The following is a 16,546-nucleotide window of genomic DNA, read 5'->3' on the forward strand; positions in this document are numbered from 1 at the left end:
CTGGTCACGCGGCGCAAGGGGCAGAGGGTCAGGCCGTCAGGGCCAGAGCGCCACCGCCAAGCAGGGCCTGCTCGACCGGCGTGATGGTCCAGAAGGCTGGATATTCCCAGCCGCCGTTCTCATTGGTGAACCAGAAGCCGTTCTTGCCGTGGGCAAGGATCGAGGCGCCCAGCAGCGTTGGGATCAGCAGGATGGCCACAAGGCTGGTCTGGAAACCGAGGATCAAGGCGATGCCGCCAAGCGTTTCGGCTGCGATGGTCAGATGGGCGAACCAGCCCGGCACGCCCAGCGAGGCAAAGTAGCCGACTGCGCCCTTGGGCGTGAATACGAAGCTTTTCAGGTAGGCGCGGGCCAGGAACAGGCCCCCAGCACCGCCCGCAGCAGCAGGGTGGCCAGCGCGATGGCAGTTATGGAACCGGCGCCGAAGACGCCCAGGATGTTGGAAGAAAGGTCGACCATTGTCTTGTCCTCGTGTTTGCCGCTCTGTGCGACGTTTCTGAGGGCGGATGTACGGCTGTCTAATTGCGTATGAAATGGAGATTGTAGAGAATGAATTTCTCTGAATTATTCTCAAATGCGCGGACGTGGGCGCAGCCCTGCTCCGGTGGTCTGACGCAAGCTCTCTATCGCGGATGTCTGCCGAGGGTGTCCGCAGGCGCCCGAAGCCGATGCGGCGCGGACCCGTGTCTCCGACGCCATCCCCGGCGCCCGTTTCCCCGTCCGACCCTTGTTTTTTAACCACCTTCCGGCAATGATCCCGCCAACGCCGCCGGCAGAGCGGCCATCGCAGGCCCGACGCAGAAATGAAGAGTAGTTGCATGTCGCTTCCCATCGTCGCCTCCCTCTGGATCGGCGGCCGTCTCAGCTTTCTGGAACAGGTCTGTCTGAAAAGTTTCGTCGATCACGGGCACCGGACGGTCCTGTACACCTATGGCGAGGTTGGCGGCGTGCCCGAAGGGGTCGAGGTGCTGGACGCGAACCTCATCTTCCCCAATGAGAATTATATCCGGCACGCCAAGTCCGGCTCTCCTGCGGTACACGCGGACGCATTCCGCTACCGGATGATCGAGTTGCAGAACGTGATCTGGATCGACGCTGACGTGCTGTGCATGCGGCCTTGGGATTTCGAGGATCAGTGGGTCTTCGGCTGGGAGAAACCGGACAAGCTGGTGTGCAACGCCGTGCTGGGGCTGCCGCGCTTTTCTAAGACGCTGAAGAAGCTGAACGAGCTATGCGCGACCGAGTACCCGATCCCGCCATGGGCGCCGGACGAGGAACGCGCCCGGATGGAGAAGGCGGCGAAGGATGGCCGCCCCGTGCATGTCTCCGAGATGGAGTGGGGCGTGTGGGGGCCGGCTGCGGTGACCTATTTCCTCAACGAAACCGGTGAGATGGAACACGTCTTGCCGCAGATGGCCTTCTATCCGATCTCGTTCAAGGACCGCCGCGACCTGCTGGTTCCGGGCAGCGTGATCGACGACCAGCTGACCGACGGATGCTATGGCGTCCACCTGTGGAACCGCCGCCTGCGCCGCCGGATCGTGACCCATGAAAACGGTGTGCCCGATCCCGACAGTTTCGTGGGCCGCGCGCTCAGCCGTCACGGCATCGACCCGCGTGCCTTCCCGATCCCCGACGAGCCGCCCGCGCATGTGGTGGCCGAGCAGGCCGCCACCGCCCCGGCGCTGCCAGAGTCGCAGCCGGCCGCGAAGGCCGATCTGGTGTCGCAGACCGCGCATGTCACCGTCACGCCGCCCGCCGCGCTGGCGGACCTGCCGGTGATGGAAAACCGCCAGACGCCCGAGTACCAGCGCCGCACCGACGAGCTTGAAAGCCGCACCGGCACGATCACCGGCTGGCTGTCGCCTCCTAAGACGGCTCAGAAGAACGACAACATCCTGATCGTCACCTCGATGAAGAACGAGGCGCCGTTCATCCTTGAATGGATCGCCTATCACCTTGGCATCGGGGCCACGCATTTCCTTGTCTACACGAACGACTGCACCGACAACACGAACGCCATCCTCGACCGTCTGCAAGAGCTTGGCCACGTCACCCGCGCGATCAACCCGTGGGATCCGGCGTCGGGCAAGAAGCCGCAGCACGAGGCGCTTAAGGACGCGGTGAAGCAAGACTGCTACAAGGCCGCCGACTGGGTGCTGACCATCGACGTGGACGAGTTCGTCAACATCCACGTCGGCGACGGCACCTTCGCCGACCTGTTCCGCGCGACGAACGATCCGAACGTGATCTCGTTCACGTGGAAGTTCTTCGGCAACAAGGGGATCGCGGAGTACCAGGACCGCCCGGTCACGGAACAGTTCACCGCCTGCGCGCCGGAATTCATCCCCAAGCCGCGCCTTGGCTGGGGCTTCAAGTCGATGTTCCACAAGTCCTCGCCCTACACCCGCATCGGCGTCCACCGCCCGTTGGGCATCGACGAGGATGACGTGGACCGGGTGCGCTGGGTCAACGGGTCGGGCCGGGCGATGCCGGACCAACTGCTGACGAACAACGGCTGGCGTTCGACCAAGCGGTCGCTGGGCTACCGGCTGGCGACGCTGAACCACTACATCCTGCGCTCGGCCGACAGCTTTCTTGTGAAGCGCGAGCGGGGTCGGATCAATCACACCGAGCACGATCAGGGGATCGAGTACTGGGCCCGGCGCAACTATGCGACCGAGACGGACGACCGGATCGTGGCGCGGCATGCGCTGATGCGGCCGATCCTCGATGGCTTCATGGCCGATACGGCGCTGGCCGCCTTGCATTCCGAGGCGGTGGACTGGCACCGCGCGCGGATCGCGCATCTGAAGGGGCTGCAGGATTACAGGGCACTGTATGACGACCTGCTGGACGACAGCCGCCCTGACGCGCTGTTCATCGACAAAAGCACCGAGGATCTGGCCGATGCGCTGTCCGACCCCGAGGAAACGGCGCCCAAGTCCCGGAAGCCTGCGAAACCCACGCCCAAGGCGAAGCCCCTTGCGGGCCTGACCCTGCCGAAGCCGCCCGGAAGCGCGGCGAAGACGCCGTTGCACGACCGCTTCGACGAGGCCCGCGCCCATGCCGCCGCGAAGGGCGGCTTCCTGTGGGAAGGCGGCGAGAACGCCCTGATGTTCACACCGGGCTCGAAGCGGCTGATCGTCAGCTTCGACAACATCTCGAACGTGCAGGAAGAGGGTCAGCGCTGGCCATGGGGCTTCAAGCTGATGACCGGCGAGATGGGGGCGTCGGTGCTGGGCGTGATGGGAGCCAAACGGAACTGGTTCCGCAACGACTTTGTCCACGACGCATTCGAGACGCTGCGCGATCAGGGGTTCTTCGGGCAGTTCGACGACGTGCTGTTCTACGGCGCCTCGATGGGCGGCTTCGGCGCGCTGGTCTACAGCCAATGCGCGCCCGGCGCCAACGTGCTGGCCATCGCGCCGCAATCGACGTTGGACCGCCGCATCCTGCCCGATGACGACCGTTGGGGCTGGACCGCGCGGCTGGACTGGGACGGACGCTTTGCCGACGCGGCGGGGGCGGCCGGCACGGCGGGGCAGGTGACGATCATCGCCGATCCCTACTTCAAACCGGATTACGATCAGGTCTCGCGCATCACGGGCGACAACGTCACATGGCTGCACACGCCCTTCATGGGCCACCAGTTGCCCAATGCCTTCGTGATGATGGGGATCCTGAAGCCGCTGTTGTTCGCCGCCGCCGAGGGCACGCTGACGCCAAAGCTGTTCTACACGGCCTTCCGCGCCCGCAACGACCTGCCGCGCTATCAGCACGACCTGCTGATGCACGCCGAGGCGCGGGGCAAGCTGAAGTCCGCGATCCGGATCTGCGAATACACTCTGAAAAAGCGCAACGCGAAGAACATCGCGGCGACGCTCGAACGGTTGCGCGCAGAGCTTGACGCCAAGGCGACGGAGGCGGCGGAATGAGCGGCTCGCGCCTGATCGTCACCTGCATGAAGAACGAGGGGCCGTTCATCCTTGAATGGATCGCCTATCACCGGTCCATCGGCTTCGACGATTTCCTTGTGTTCACCAACGACTGCGACGACGGCACCGTCGAGATGCTGGAGACCCTGCAGGGCCATGGCATCCTGTCGACGATGGACAACCCGTACCAGCGGATCGAAGGCGGCATGAACCCGCAGAAGGGCGCGCTGTTCTATGCCAACGACACCGAGCAGGTGGCGCGGGCGGAATGGGTCATGGTCTCGGACGTGGACGAATACGTGAACATCCACGCGGGCGATGGCACGCTGGACGCGCTGTGGCAGGCGGCGGGCGAGGATGTCGACAACATCTCGATGCAGTGGCGGCTGTTCGGCAATTCCGACGTGGACGGCTATCGCGACGCATGGGTGACAGACCAGTTCGACCGCTGTGCGCCCGCGTTCTGCCCCAGCCCGGTTCAGGCATGGGCGGTGAAGACGCTGGTGCGCACGACAGGCGGCAAGTGGCCCTGCGGGCGCTACAAGCGGCTGGGCGTGCATCGTCCGATCGACCCCGGCGCGGGTGCGACGAAGCACACCAACTGGGTGGACGGCTCGGGGCGGCCGGTGCTGCGCAAGTTCCGCGAGGATGGCTGGCGCTTTGGTACGCATTCCTATGGCTACGGGCTGGTGACGCTGAACCACTACGCGGTGCGCTCGGCCGACAGCTTTCTGGTCAAGCGCGACCGGGGACGGGTGAACCACGTCGACCGCGATCAGGGGCTGGCCTATTGGCTGCGCATGAATTTCAACATGGAACGCGATACCTCGATCCGCCGCCACCTACCGCGCGCGAAGGCCGAACTGGACCGGCTGCTGGCGCTGCGTGGCGTGAAGACGCGGCATGCCGAGGCGGTGAAGGCGCACCGCGGCAAGATCCGCGACCTGAAGGCGCGCGAGGATATGGCGGCGTTTCATGCCGAGATCACCTCGGACCGGATGAAGCTGATCTCACGGCACCTGAACCTTCTGACCCGCGACCAGTTCAACACCGGCCCCGACGCCATCGCGCCAGAGGTGTTCGAGCGGATCGAACGGGTGCCCGAACTGCTGGCGGAGTGAGGCCGCGCAAAATTTTCTAGAAGATTGAATTTTCTAGAAAGTTCCGGTCCCCGGCCTCATTCGTCGTCAAGCCACAGCGGCAGGCGGCCTTCGGCGGCAAGCGAGGTCTTTGCCGCGTTCAGGCGGCGGCGGAAGGCCGGGGCGTTCATCCGTTCCAGCACATGCGCGCAATACAGCGCCGTCAGGTACGGGCGGTGCATATCGTCCATGTAGAACAGCAGGTTGCGCAGGTAACGCGGATGGTCGCGGCGGCGGCGCAGCAGGGCATAGAAGCCCGGCTCGGTCAGGCGGCCTTCTGCAGCGTCCTCGACCACCTTGTGCAGCATGTCCATGTCCAGAAGCGCCTGCGCGATGCCGTCTTTCAGGTGGCGGCACTTCAGCCGCACGACGTTGTCGCCACGGAACAGGCTGGCGTGGACGGAATCCAGCATCTCGATCGGGTCGTACAGCACAAAGGCCTGACCCGCGCCCTCGACCATGTCCGGGGCATAGCCATAGCGGTCGCGGAACTCGAGCAGGCGCGACGCGGGAAACCGGGTGTCCCACTCGGCGCGCTCGTGGTCCAGTGTGGCCTGCGGCGCGATGGCGACCACGGTGGCGCCGGGCGCCACTACCGAGAAAGCGGCGGCCGCGTAGGCGCCCATGCCGAGACCGAAGAAGGTGACGCGGTCGAAATCCTCGAAAAAGGCGTCGTCGACCATCTCGTCGAGGAAGTCGTACAGCGCCTGGCTGCGGAACCACGTGTCGTCATTGCCGGCGAAATGCAGGACGGACCAGTTCTTGTCCTCGGCGAAGTCCAGCGCCAGCGGCATCCCGGTGTCGCTGAGGTCGAGCGTATCCTCGACGCGTTCGAAGCTGACAAGAAGCTTGGCGCCGCGCGGCAGGTAGGTGACCGAGTGATCGCGGTCGAGTAGGTACTGAAACCCTTCCGAGCCGATCTCTTGCTTGAGACCGTCCAGCATCTCGTCGGCGCTGGTAACCGGGGGGTCGATCATAGAGGCGTCTGCCATTCTTTTCCTGTAGCTGCCTACCGCTTGTGAACCACCAGCAGTTGGTCCCGCCGGCCCTTTATATAATGGGCGGGGAACAGGAAGCACCCGGAAATATCGGCCCGCAGCGCGTTCAGCGCATCACGGGTGGCGGCATCCGGGTGATCGAATACCCCGGTTTCCTGATAACCTTGAAAAAGGGCCGCAGTTTTGACCGAACCTTGACCTTCCAACGGCGTGGGCTGAAAGCGCAGATCCTCGATGACGTATAGCCCGCCCGGCGCAAGCCGGGGAAACAGCACGGCGAAGGCGTTTTGCTGGTGGCGGCTGGCGTGTGTGGCGTCGTCGATGATCAGGTCCGGGGCCTGTTTCAAGGGCTTCGCCAAGGCGCCCGCATCCTCGAAATCGGTCGCGGTATAGGTGACGCGCGGGTCCGAGAAGGGCGCGTCTTCGCCCATGTCGAAGGCGGCCAGATGCGCCTTGGGGAAATACTGCAGCCACATCCGCAGCGTGGCCTCCGCCACCGCGGGGGCGGCGTCGGGGTCCTGCACGCCCAGCCCGCCGTCCAGCCCCAGAAGGGCGACGGTCATGGGCCGCTCGCGCAGGGGGTGGAACAGCATCTGGTACAGCTCGGTATAGCGGTGCTTGCGGCTGCCCCGGTCCGAGCCCGCGGCATCGGCGAGATCGGTCAGGTTCACCACGCCGCGCCCATGGCGGTCTTCCGGCTCCAGCGGTTCGGGCTCGGGGGCAAGGGCGGGCAGGGGGGCGTCCGCCGGGTCGATCCCGTGCTTCACCAGCAGCCGCCCGATCAGCGAGGCCGGGTCCGGCGTTCCGCCCTCGGATTCCTGCAACCGCTTGCGGATGCGGCGGCCGTAGAAATGGATCGACAGGGTCTGCGGGGTGATGAACCGGTCCGCCTCGTTGTCCGGGCGCAGCATGATCCGCCGCTCGCGGAAACTGATCGGATACAGCGCGGCGCGGGGCAGCGAGAACCGGATCTCTCCGGTTTGCTGCAGGAACCACGTCAGCGCGCGCGGCCCCCACGCGCCCCATTGCTGATCGCCCACGCCGACGGGGCTGCCGGCGTCCTTTGCCTCTTGCAGCTTGCGCCGCTCGTCGGCGGGCAGCCACGGCGGGATCGCGTATTCGTCCGAGGTGAACTCGACCAGCTGCCGCAGCGTCTCGCTGTCTTGCGGCAGGCCCAGCACGCCGTTGTTGACGTGCTGTTCGGATTCCCAGCCATGGAAATGGCCGCTGTCGGTGGTGAAGGGGCGCACGCAGTAGGCGTCGGTGTCGGCCCAGATGATGTCGTCGTGCTGCGCCAGCATGTGATAGCGGAACCGGTCCGCCTGCGGCGCGGGGCTGCCGGTGCGGGTGTGGCGGATGGCGGTGTCCATCGGCGGGACGGCGTTCGCGTCGGCGACCTCGACCCCCTCGGGGATGTTCTCGACCGTGCCGTAGGTGAACAGCTTCACGTGCTGGCCCGCGTCGAGGAACGACTTCAGGCAAAGCTGCTCCATGAAGCTGAGCGCCCCGCCGATCCACAATGCGCCGATCTGGTATTCGCGGGTCACTGGCCTGCCTCCTTATCATTCATCGGCGGGTATGCGATAAGGCCGACAACGGGCAGATGGATCGCAAATGCGCAGGGAAAAGGCAATCATTTCGGGGACAAGCGGGTGAGGGTTCTTCTGGTCTCGGCGGTCCGCGACGAGGGGCCGCATCTGCCCGAATGGGTGGCGCATCACCGCGCGCTGGGGGTGACGGATTTCCTGATCTTCTCGAACGCCTGCGGCGACGGCACCGATGCGATGCTGGATGCGATGGCGCCCCTTGGCGTGACCCATCTGCCCAACCACCCGCCCGCCGGGAAATCGGTGCAGTGGAACGCGCTGAAAGAAGCCTGGGCGCATCCCCTGCGCAAACAGGCGGACTGGATTCTCGGGATCGACAGCGACGAGTTCGTGAACCTGCGTGCGCCGCTCGAGACCGTGCCCGATCTCGTGGCCGCGGTCGGCGGGGCCGAGGCGGTGGTGCTGCCGTGGCGCATCTTCGGCAGCAACGGGCAGCGGCGACTGACCGAGGCGCCGACAACGGAAACCTTCACCCGCGCCGCCCCGCCGGGCTGCGCCTATCCGGTGGGCGGGCGGCAGTTCAAGACGCTGTTCCGCCGCGACGGTCCTTTCGCGCGCCCCGGCGTCCACCGCCCGCGCAACAAGAAGGGGCAGGCGGCGCGCTGGGTCGATGGATCGGGGCGGGCGCTGCCGGACTGGTTCGCCCAGAACGACCAGCGGATCACGCTGTTCGGGCTGCCCGAGGGGTCGGCGCTTGTGCAACTGAATCACTACTCGCTGCGGTCGGCCGAGGGTTTCATGCTGAAGCGCCTGCGCGGCTTGCCGAACCGCAAGCGCAAGGCCATCGACCTGATGTACTGGGTCGAACGCAACTTCAACACGGTCGAGGACGTCTCGATCTCGCGCCACGCGCCCGCCGTTCGTGCGGCGCTGGACGAGGTGATGAGCCTGCCCGGTATGGCGCGGCTGCATGCGGATGCGCTGGCGTGGCACCACGCGCGGTTTGAAGAGATGATGCGGGACGAGGCGGAGCTGAAGCTGTACGGCCGCCTGCTTCTGGCCGCCGACAGCGCGCCCCTGCCGGACGACGACATCCGCGACCTTGTCGCCCGGTTTCAGGCGTTGAATGGCTGAGCCGGTGGTGCTGACCCGCAGCCTGACGGGCGGACGGCTGGGACAGGCGCCGTTGCTTGAGGCGCTGCGCTGGCCGTCGGTCTTTGGCAGCGCGGTGCGGCTGTGGTTCGCGCGTGGCGTGCAGCCGGGGCTGACGCGCGACGCGGGCGACCTGCGGGTGCGCACCGCGACCACGGCGGGCGGCCATGTGATCGCGACCGCCGAGACGACGGTGGGCGACGGCCCGCTGCGGGTGCGCCTTGGCGATGTGACGGGTGAACTCACGCCTGCCGCGCCAGAGACCGACCTTTTCGCAGGGCTGAACGTGCTTCTGGCGCAGCGCCATCACGAAGCTGCCGAGGTGGTCGCGGACTGGTTGCGCTATCACGTCGCCACGCAGGGGGCGCAGGCCGCCTTGATCCTCGACCGCACTCCGCCGGGCGACGACCGAGACGCCTTCGCGGCAAAGCTGGCGCAGTTGCTGGACGATGTGACCGGGCTGGCTCGGGTGATCGTCGTGACCTCGGATGACCCCATGGGCATGGCCGACGCGCCGGGGCTGGGCGACCCGTTGTCCGCGCCGCGCCGGTGGGACGGCGCGCCCGCGCCGGACCCGTGGCGCGCGCCGCTGGGGCAGCCCTTGGTGTTCGACGCGCTGAAGTGGCGGTTTCTGGCGGACGCGCGGGGCGTCGTGACCCTGAACCCGCCCGACCTGCTGCCGCCCGCGCCCGAAGGCGACACGGTGTTCGAAGCCGCGCGCGGCTCGGACACCGGGCTGGTCGCGATCCGGGGCGAGCAGATCTTTCCGTGGCGGGTGCGCAAAAGCCTGCGGCCCGCGTTCGGCGACCACATCTGTCGCGCGCAGCCGCCAGAGGGGGCGGGCAACCGCTGGGCGGCCGATCCGCGCCGCACCGGGGCCGACGCGATGTGGCACCCCGGCGGCATCGTCGGGATGCGGGCCGACGCCGAGGACATCCGCCGCTTCGATCGCTGCCAGAACGTGCTGTTCCCCGACAACGCGGTGCAGGACCTGATCGTGAAGGACCGGCTGGTGGGCGACCCCGCCCTGATCCGCCGCGCGGCCGGGCAGTTCGGGGCCGACCCGGTCCTGCCGCCCCAGCGCAGCACACCGGCCAAGGCGGCGACACCGCTGCCTCCCGCGCCGTCCGAGCGCACGGTGGTCGTGACCTGCATGAAAAACGAGGGGCCGTTTCTGCTGGAATGGCTCGCTTGGCACCGGATGATCGGGGTGGACGATTTCCTGATCTATACCAACGACTGCGACGACGGCACCGACAAGCTGCTGGACCTGTTGCAGGCGCGCGGGATGGTGCAGCACCGGCAGAACCCGTTCCGCGAGACCGGCGACAAGCCGCAGAAGGCGGCGCTGCGGGCCGCGTCGGACGAGTCGGTGGTGCAGCAGGCGGGATGGATCCTGCCGATGGACGTGGACGAGTTCGTCAACATCCACGTGGGCGAGGGGCGGTTGCCCGATCTTTACGCCGCGATCGGCGGCGCCAACGCGATCTCGCTGACGTGGCGGCTGTTCGGCAATGCCGACATCGACGCGTTCGAGGACGTGCCAGTCACCCGCCAGTTTCACCGGTGCGCGCCGCATCTGATCCGCCGCCCGCATCAGGCGTGGGCATTCAAGACCTTGTACCGGAACCAGAATCTGTTCGGCAGGCTGGCGGTGCATCGCCCGAAGAAGCTGAACCCCGAACGCGCCGGGCAGGTGCGGTGGGTCAACGGCTCGGGTCAACCGATGCCGGAAAGCGTGTTGCGCACCGGCTGGCGCAGCACCGGCGAAAGCTATGGCTACGACCTCGTGACGCTGAACCACTACGCGGTGCGCTCGGCGGAAAGCTATCTGGTGAAACGCCGGCGCGGACGGGTGAACCATGTCGAGCACGACCAGCGCGAAGGCTACTGGTTCCGGATGAACAACAACGCCGAGGAAGACCGATCCATCCGCCGGCGCGACGCCGCGCTGGATGCGGAACTGGCGGCGCTGATGGCGGACCCCGAGATCGCCGCCGCGCATTCCGTCTCGGTCGCCCGCCACCGCGCGGTGATCGCCGACCTGAAGGCCGACCCCGATTACGCCGCGCTGTTCGACAGCCTGACGTCGCGGCGCATGAAACTTCTGTCCCGGATGCACCGTCACTTCGGCATGAACGTCTTCCTGAACGGCCCCTCTGTGATTCCAGACAGCGTGCTGGGTCCCGACACGCCGCCCGACTTCTTCTTCAACTGCGATCCGCCATCCGGACGGGCGGTGGACTGATCATGCCTCCGGTTGAAAAAAAGCCCGCAAGTTCCCCATGTTGCGTCCCGCCCGCGCGACGGGTATTTCCTGAATATTGCAGCGGATCGTGTTTCACCAAAGGAGGGGCGCCATGAAGTTCGGCAGCCCGGCCATAACGTTCGTCTATCACCTCGGTGTTCACTGCACCGATGACGATATGCTTGTGCGCTCGTTGCTGCAGGACGGGGTGGACCTTCAAAAGCGCAACATCATCGTTCCGCGCCCCCGGCGGTATCGCAAGACGGTCCGCGAGCACATGCACGAGTTCCGCGGCGACCCGATGCCCGACGCCCGCCAGCGCGAGTTGTACCAGTTGCTGCTGGAAGACTACCCGGTCGAGCGCGCGATCTTCAGCGATCAGGACTATCTGTCGCTGCCACAGGGCGTGTTCGAGAAGAACCAGCTGTATTCCAAGGCCGGGTTCCGGTCGATGTGGCTGCGGTACCTATTCCCCGAGAACCCGTGCGAATTCTTCATCGCGATCCGCAACCCGGCGACCTATCTGCCGGACGCGCTGAAGCTGAAGAACATGCCGGGCTACGAAGGCTTCGTGCGCAAGACCGACCCGCGCGAGATGCGCTGGACGGCGGTGATCGAGAAGATACAGGAATACAACCCCGACTGCCCGATCACCGTCTGGTGCAACGAGGACACGCCGATGATCTGGCCAGAGCTTCTGCGCGAGATCACCGACACCGACCTGACCGTGCCGTTCAAGGGCGACAACGACGTGCTGAAGGCGATCATGCGCGAGGACGGGTTCGAGAAGATGGAAAGCTATATCGCCACCCATCCGCCCGCGAACGAGATCCAGCGCCGCCGGGTGATCGCCGCCTTCCTCGACAAGTTCGCGCTGGACGACGCGATGGAAGAAGAGATCGACCTGCCGGGCTGGACGCCGGAACTGGTGGAGGAAGTGACCTCGATCTACGAGGACGACGTCTATCAGATCGAGCGGATGGCGGGCGTGACCTTCATCTCGCCCTAGGGCGGGTCAGACGCCGACGTCGGGACCCATGCAGGTCAGCGGCTCGGGGCTGTTGCGGACCTCGTACAACTCGCGACCGTTTTCGTCGCCCATGAAGATCGCCGACAGCTTGCCGCCGTCGTCGCTGAACTTCCAGCACTTGGGTTCCGGGCTGCCTTCGTAGACGAAGCAGATGTTGGCGTTCTCTTCGTACCAGTAGCCGTCCCAGCACTCGTCGCCGATATAGGCCCAGCGGACCTTGCGGCCGGGCAGGTACTGCTCGATCCCATAGGCTACGCCGCCGTCGTGGTAGGTCAGGGTGCGCCCCTCGACATAGGCCTCGAACTCGTCCGCGGACATGCTGTCCGCCGCCGCGGCCGGAAGGGCGGAGGCGAGAAGCAGGCAAAGCGTCAAGGTTCGGATCGGGCGATGTGTCATGGCGGCAGAATGGCAGATTGTCCGGGGTCAGGCCAGAGCCTCGGGTTCGCCTGCGGCGGCGCTCCGCGGATCGTGACCCGGTTCCGGATCGCTCGGTTGCCAGCGGCGGGCGCGGCGGTCCATCACCCGGCGCCACAGGGTCGGGAACAGCGCCAGCGTCGCCATCGCGGGCAGGCTGCGCGGCAGCATCGGCGCGACATCCGGCGCATCCAGTTCCAGTTCCGGATAGGGCCGCGACGGGTGCGCGTGGTGGTCCGAGTGGCGCGGCGCGTGCAGCATCATGTGGCCGGTCATCCAGTGCGGCGCGTTCCAGCTATGGCGCGGCCCCACCGGTTCGGGGCGGCCATCCTCGCGCAGGCGGCGGCGAAGTCCGTAGTGTTGAACGTAGTCCGACAGCAGAAGCTGCGACTGGGCGTAGCCCGCAAGCCAAAGGTGCATCACCACGCCCCAAGGCCCCGCGATCAGCCCGGACAGGGCCAGCATCGCCACCCCGCCGCCGATGTAGACCGTATAAGGATGGATCTTCTTCTGGCGCGAGCGGGACAGCCGCGCCGTCTCGGCCTTCATCCCGGCGCGGAACGATCCGACCCACGCCCTTGGCAGGAACCGGTAATAGCTTTCGCCCAGCCGCGCCGAGTTCGGGTCGCGGTCGGTGGCGACATGGATGTGATGGACCAGCGGATGCGCCGAGGCGTGGTGGCCGAACAGCAGCGAGATATACACCCACGTCCCCAGCCGCCGCAGGCCGCGCCCGCCCCGGTGGATCAGTTCGTGAGCGTTGGAATTCGACACCTGCCCCATGAACATTCCCGCCGCGAGGAACAGCGCCACCTTTTGCGCCGGTCCTGTCGCGTCACCGGCCAGCGTGCGGACAGTCAGGAACAGCACGACGAAATGGCCCACGGCCAGCACGACGGACAGCTTGTCATGGGCGGGAAACTCGACCCCCTCGGCGGGGGCCGCGGCGGCGATCAGTTCGTCCAGCAGGTAGGTGAGGCAGGCCATGTACAGCAGCGCGGCCCAGATCCACGCGCCGCCCCAGCGATCACCGAACACAGCCCCCGCCGCGAGCAGGAAGACGGGGGTCAGGCTCGTCCAGGCAAAGACGAACCCGGCTGTGTCCGGACCCGGGCGCGCGGGTTTACCCTCGCGCGACAATCCGGGGCTGTCGTCCGTATTTCTGGTCATTGGGGCAACAAGATGGCGTGGATAAGGGTTACGCAGCGCAAGGCGGCAGACAGGCTTCGAATGGCAGGCGCGGCGGCCCGGAACAAGTGGTTAAGGCGTCGCGGGGCTTCCAAACCCCGGCGGAACCGATTACCTGAAACATCGTATCAGGAAAGGCGGCACATGTCCTTTTTCAAGAAGTTGAAGCAGCGGCTGACCGGGTCGTCCTCGAAGATCGAGCAGGGGCTCGATGCGATTGTCGAGGATGGCGGCGAAGAAGAGGTCGTCACCACCGCGCCGGACGTGACGCCAGAGCCTGCGCCGCAGCCGGAGCCCGCACCCACACTCGCACCCGCACCGGAGCCTGCACCCGCGCCCGAACCGGCCCCGCGGCCCGAACCGCAGGCCGCGCCTGCGCCTGCGCCGGACCCCCGGCCGCAGCCTTCCCCCGAGCCGCCCGCCGTCACGCCAAAACCGCTGGAAGTCGAACGCGCCGCCGAAAGCGCGCCCGAGGCCGCGCCTGAACCCGCGCGGCAGGGCCTGTTCGGCCGCCTGATGGGGCGCGCGCCGGAAAAGACCGTGGTCCGCCGGGTGCTGGACGACGACATGCTGGAAAGCCTCGAAGAACTCTTGATCACCGCCGACATGGGCGTGGACACCGCGCTGCGCGTGACCGCCAACATGGCCGAGGGACGCTTTGGCCGGAAGCTGTCGGTGGACGAGATCAAGGCGCTGCTGGCCTCTGAAGTGACGCGGATCATGGAGCCGGTCGCCAAGCCGATGCCGCTGTACGCCAAGAAGCCGCAGGTGGTGCTGGTGGTCGGCGTCAACGGCTCTGGCAAGACCACGACCATCGGCAAGCTCGCCAGCCAGTTCCGCGCCGCCGGAAAGTCGGTGGTGATCGCGGCGGGCGACACGTTCCGTGCAGCGGCGGTCGAGCAATTGCAGGTCTGGGGCGAGCGCGCCGGAGTGCCGGTGATGACCGCGCCGCAGGGCACCGATCCGGCCAGCCTTGCCTTCGACGCGATGACCCGGGCCGAGGCCGAGGGCGCCGATCTGCTGATGATCGACACCGCGGGCCGCCTGCAAAACCGCGCCGACCTTATGGAAGAGCTGTCCAAGATCGTCCGCGTCATCCGCAAGAAGGATCCAGACGCGCCGCACAATACGCTTCTGGTGCTGGACGCGACCACCGGGCAGAACGCGCTGAGCCAGGTCGAGACGTTCCAGAAGATGGCCGATGTCTCGGGGCTTGTGATGACCAAGCTGGACGGCACCGCCAAGGGCGGCGTGCTGGTGGCGCTGGCCGACAAGTTCGGCCTGCCGATCCACGCCATCGGCGTTGGCGAGCAGATCGACGACCTTGCCCCCTTCGACCCCGAGGAATTCGCGGCGGCGCTGACGGGGCTGGACGTGCGCGGCTGATGTCCCGGGGCGCGCAGCGGGCCTTGCCATGAGGCGCTACCGCGTCCCGATCAGCCTTTCGACCAGCCGCAGCAACAGCAGCACGGCCAGCGTGATCGCCGTCGCCAGCGCCGCAAGCGGGATCTGCCCGGCGCCACAGGCCAGCCCGATGGCGCCGCACAGCCACATCGACGCGCCGGTGGTCACGTGGTGGACCTTGCCGCCCGCCGTGAACATCACGCCGGCGGCAAGAAAGGCGACGCCCGCCGTCACCGCCTGCACCAGCCGCAGGGGGTCGACCCGCAGCGCGTCGTTGCCGCTGTCCGGTGGACCGAAGGGCAGGGCGGCGATCTGCTGGCTGACAAGGATGAACAAGGCCGCCGCCAGCGAGATCAGGATATGCGTCCGCAGCCCGGCAGGCTTGCTGTGCCACTCGCGCTCCAGCCCGATCAGGCCGCCAAGGACCAGCGCACCGATCAGCCGGATCGTCGTGATGCCCCATGGCACCGCGTCGAAATTGCCGGAAAACTCGCGTTGCAGCTCGTCCCACATCGCCCTGCGCTCCTGTTGCCGTGACTACGATACCACGGCGCGCGGGTATTCAGGCGGACGAAGCGCCGCATGAGTGCGTGGCTGCAATCGCTGGAAGGGACCGAGGCGGGGCACACGCTGGCGCTGTGTCTCGCGTTGTTCGCGGCCCTGCTGCACGCGGTGTTCGGGGCATTGCAGAAGGGGCGGCACGATCCGTGGATCTCGCGCGGGGCGATCGACGCGAGCTATGGCCTGATGGCCGCGCCCTTCGCGCTGTTCGTGGTGCCATGGCCAGAGCCGCATATGTGGCCGATCCTTGGCGGGGCCTTCGTGATCCACGTGGTCTACAAGCTGGCGCAGGCCTTCGCCTACACCAAGGGCGCTTACACCGTGGTCTACCCTGTGGTCCGGGGCACCGCGCCGTTCTTCGCCGTGATCGGAGCCTACCTGCTGTTCGGCGAGGTTTTCACGCCGGTGCAGTGGCTTGGGGTCGGCGTGCTGCTGTCCGGGATCTTCGGCCTTGCTGTCTACAACCTTCGCACCCTCGTCACCGCGCGCGAGACGCTGCCCGCGGCGCTGACGCTGGCGGTGCTGACCGGCTCGACCGTGGCGCTGTACACGACCTACGACGCCTATGGCATCCGCGCGACGGCGGATCCGTTCACGTTCCTGGCATGGTTCTTCTTCATCGACGGTCTGTTCATGCCGGTGGTTGCGGTGCTGCGGCTGAGGACTATGTCCGAAAAGCCCGCCTTCGGCCCGCTGGCCGTTCGGGGCATCACCGGCGGTCTGGTCGGCTTCTTCAGCTTCGGCTCGGTCATGCTGGCCACCCGGCTGGACAAGGTCGGCGAGGCGGCGGTGCTGCGCGAGACCTCGACCGTCTTCGCGGCGCTGATCGGGTGGCTGGTGCTGAAGGAAAAGGTCGGGCCGCGACGTCTGATGCTGATGGCATTGATCGCCGCCGGGGCTGTGATAGTGGAGATGGGTGGCTAGGGC

General features: G+C 66.7%; 14 protein-coding genes. 7 read left to right on the forward strand and 7 right to left on the reverse strand.

What is annotated here, in order from left to right:
* Positions 1–28: 28 nt before the first annotated feature.
* A complete protein-coding gene (locus tag ACP156_RS05610) occupies positions 29–361 on the reverse strand; it encodes a DoxX family protein (protein ID WP_425050825.1) in 333 nt (110 codons plus the stop codon).
* A complete protein-coding gene (locus ACP156_RS05615; protein WP_425050835.1) occupies positions 337–459 on the reverse strand; it encodes a hypothetical protein in 123 nt (40 codons plus the stop codon). Before ACP156_RS05615 ends, ACP156_RS05610 begins: the two co-directional genes overlap by 25 nt.
* Before the next feature lie 359 nt (positions 460–818).
* On the opposite strand from ACP156_RS05615, the gene ACP156_RS05620 reads away from it, so the two are divergent.
* Together ACP156_RS05620 and ACP156_RS05625 are read left to right on the forward strand one after the other, a co-directional pair.
* Positions 819–3,938, forward strand: a complete 3,120-nt coding sequence (locus ACP156_RS05620; RefSeq protein WP_425050321.1) for a glycosyltransferase family 2 protein — start codon at positions 819–821, stop codon at positions 3,936–3,938.
* Complete coding sequence (locus ACP156_RS05625; RefSeq protein WP_425050322.1) at positions 3,935–5,059, forward strand: glycosyltransferase family 2 protein; 1,125 nt, start codon at positions 3,935–3,937, stop codon at positions 5,057–5,059. The genes ACP156_RS05620 and ACP156_RS05625 overlap by 4 nt, the downstream gene beginning before the upstream one ends.
* A gap of 56 nt (positions 5,060–5,115) precedes the next feature.
* Here the strand turns inward: ACP156_RS05625 and ACP156_RS05630 are convergent, their stop codons facing one another.
* The gene (locus ACP156_RS05630) at positions 5,116–6,054 is read right to left on the reverse strand and encodes a phosphoadenosine phosphosulfate reductase (RefSeq protein WP_425050323.1); all 939 of its coding nucleotides are present in this window, start codon (positions 6,052–6,054) and stop codon (positions 5,116–5,118) included.
* Between the two features lie 32 nt (positions 6,055–6,086).
* Complete coding sequence (locus tag ACP156_RS05635; RefSeq protein WP_425050324.1) at positions 6,087–7,622, reverse strand: hypothetical protein; 1,536 nt, start codon at positions 7,620–7,622, stop codon at positions 6,087–6,089.
* A gap of 105 nt (positions 7,623–7,727) precedes the next feature.
* Between ACP156_RS05635 and ACP156_RS05640 the strand changes: the two genes are divergently transcribed.
* From ACP156_RS05640 to ACP156_RS05650, 3 genes are all read left to right on the forward strand, one after another.
* The gene (locus tag ACP156_RS05640; RefSeq protein WP_425050325.1) at positions 7,728–8,756 is read left to right on the forward strand and encodes a glycosyltransferase family 2 protein; all 1,029 of its coding nucleotides are present in this window, start codon (positions 7,728–7,730) and stop codon (positions 8,754–8,756) included.
* The gene (locus tag ACP156_RS05645; protein WP_425050326.1) at positions 8,749–11,022 is read left to right on the forward strand and encodes a glycosyltransferase family 2 protein; all 2,274 of its coding nucleotides are present in this window, start codon (positions 8,749–8,751) and stop codon (positions 11,020–11,022) included. The genes ACP156_RS05640 and ACP156_RS05645 overlap by 8 nt, the downstream gene beginning before the upstream one ends.
* 112 nt (positions 11,023–11,134) lie before the next feature.
* Complete coding sequence (locus ACP156_RS05650) at positions 11,135–12,031, forward strand: hypothetical protein (RefSeq protein ID WP_425050327.1); 897 nt, start codon at positions 11,135–11,137, stop codon at positions 12,029–12,031.
* A 6-nt stretch (positions 12,032–12,037) separates the two neighbouring features.
* Here ACP156_RS05650 and ACP156_RS05655 read toward each other — a convergent pair whose 3' ends face one another.
* Together ACP156_RS05655 and ACP156_RS05660 are read right to left on the reverse strand one after the other, a co-directional pair.
* Complete coding sequence (locus ACP156_RS05655) at positions 12,038–12,448, reverse strand: hypothetical protein (protein WP_425050328.1); 411 nt, start codon at positions 12,446–12,448, stop codon at positions 12,038–12,040.
* 27 nt (positions 12,449–12,475) lie between these two features.
* The gene (locus tag ACP156_RS05660) at positions 12,476–13,636 is read right to left on the reverse strand and encodes an alkane 1-monooxygenase (protein ID WP_425050329.1); all 1,161 of its coding nucleotides are present in this window, start codon (positions 13,634–13,636) and stop codon (positions 12,476–12,478) included.
* 162 nt (positions 13,637–13,798) lie between these two features.
* Between ACP156_RS05660 and ftsY the strand changes: the two genes are divergently transcribed.
* On the forward strand, positions 13,799–15,040 hold the full coding sequence (gene ftsY / locus ACP156_RS05665; protein WP_425050330.1) for a signal recognition particle-docking protein FtsY: 1,242 nt from the start codon (positions 13,799–13,801) through the stop codon (positions 15,038–15,040).
* Positions 15,041–15,076: 36 nt separating this feature from the next.
* Here the strand turns inward: ftsY and ACP156_RS05670 are convergent, their stop codons facing one another.
* Entirely contained in the window at positions 15,077–15,571 is a 495-nt protein-coding gene (locus ACP156_RS05670) for an MgtC/SapB family protein (RefSeq protein WP_425050331.1), read from the reverse strand.
* 69 nt (positions 15,572–15,640) lie between these two features.
* Here ACP156_RS05670 and ACP156_RS05675 point away from each other — a divergent pair, with 69 nt between their 5' ends.
* Complete coding sequence (locus tag ACP156_RS05675; protein WP_425050332.1) at positions 15,641–16,543, forward strand: EamA family transporter; 903 nt, start codon at positions 15,641–15,643, stop codon at positions 16,541–16,543.
* The last annotated feature ends 3 nt before the right edge of the window (positions 16,544–16,546 follow it).

This window comes from Psychromarinibacter sp. S121, assembly GCF_049801035.1.
Taxonomy (GTDB): Bacteria; Pseudomonadota; Alphaproteobacteria; order Rhodobacterales; family Rhodobacteraceae; genus Psychromarinibacter.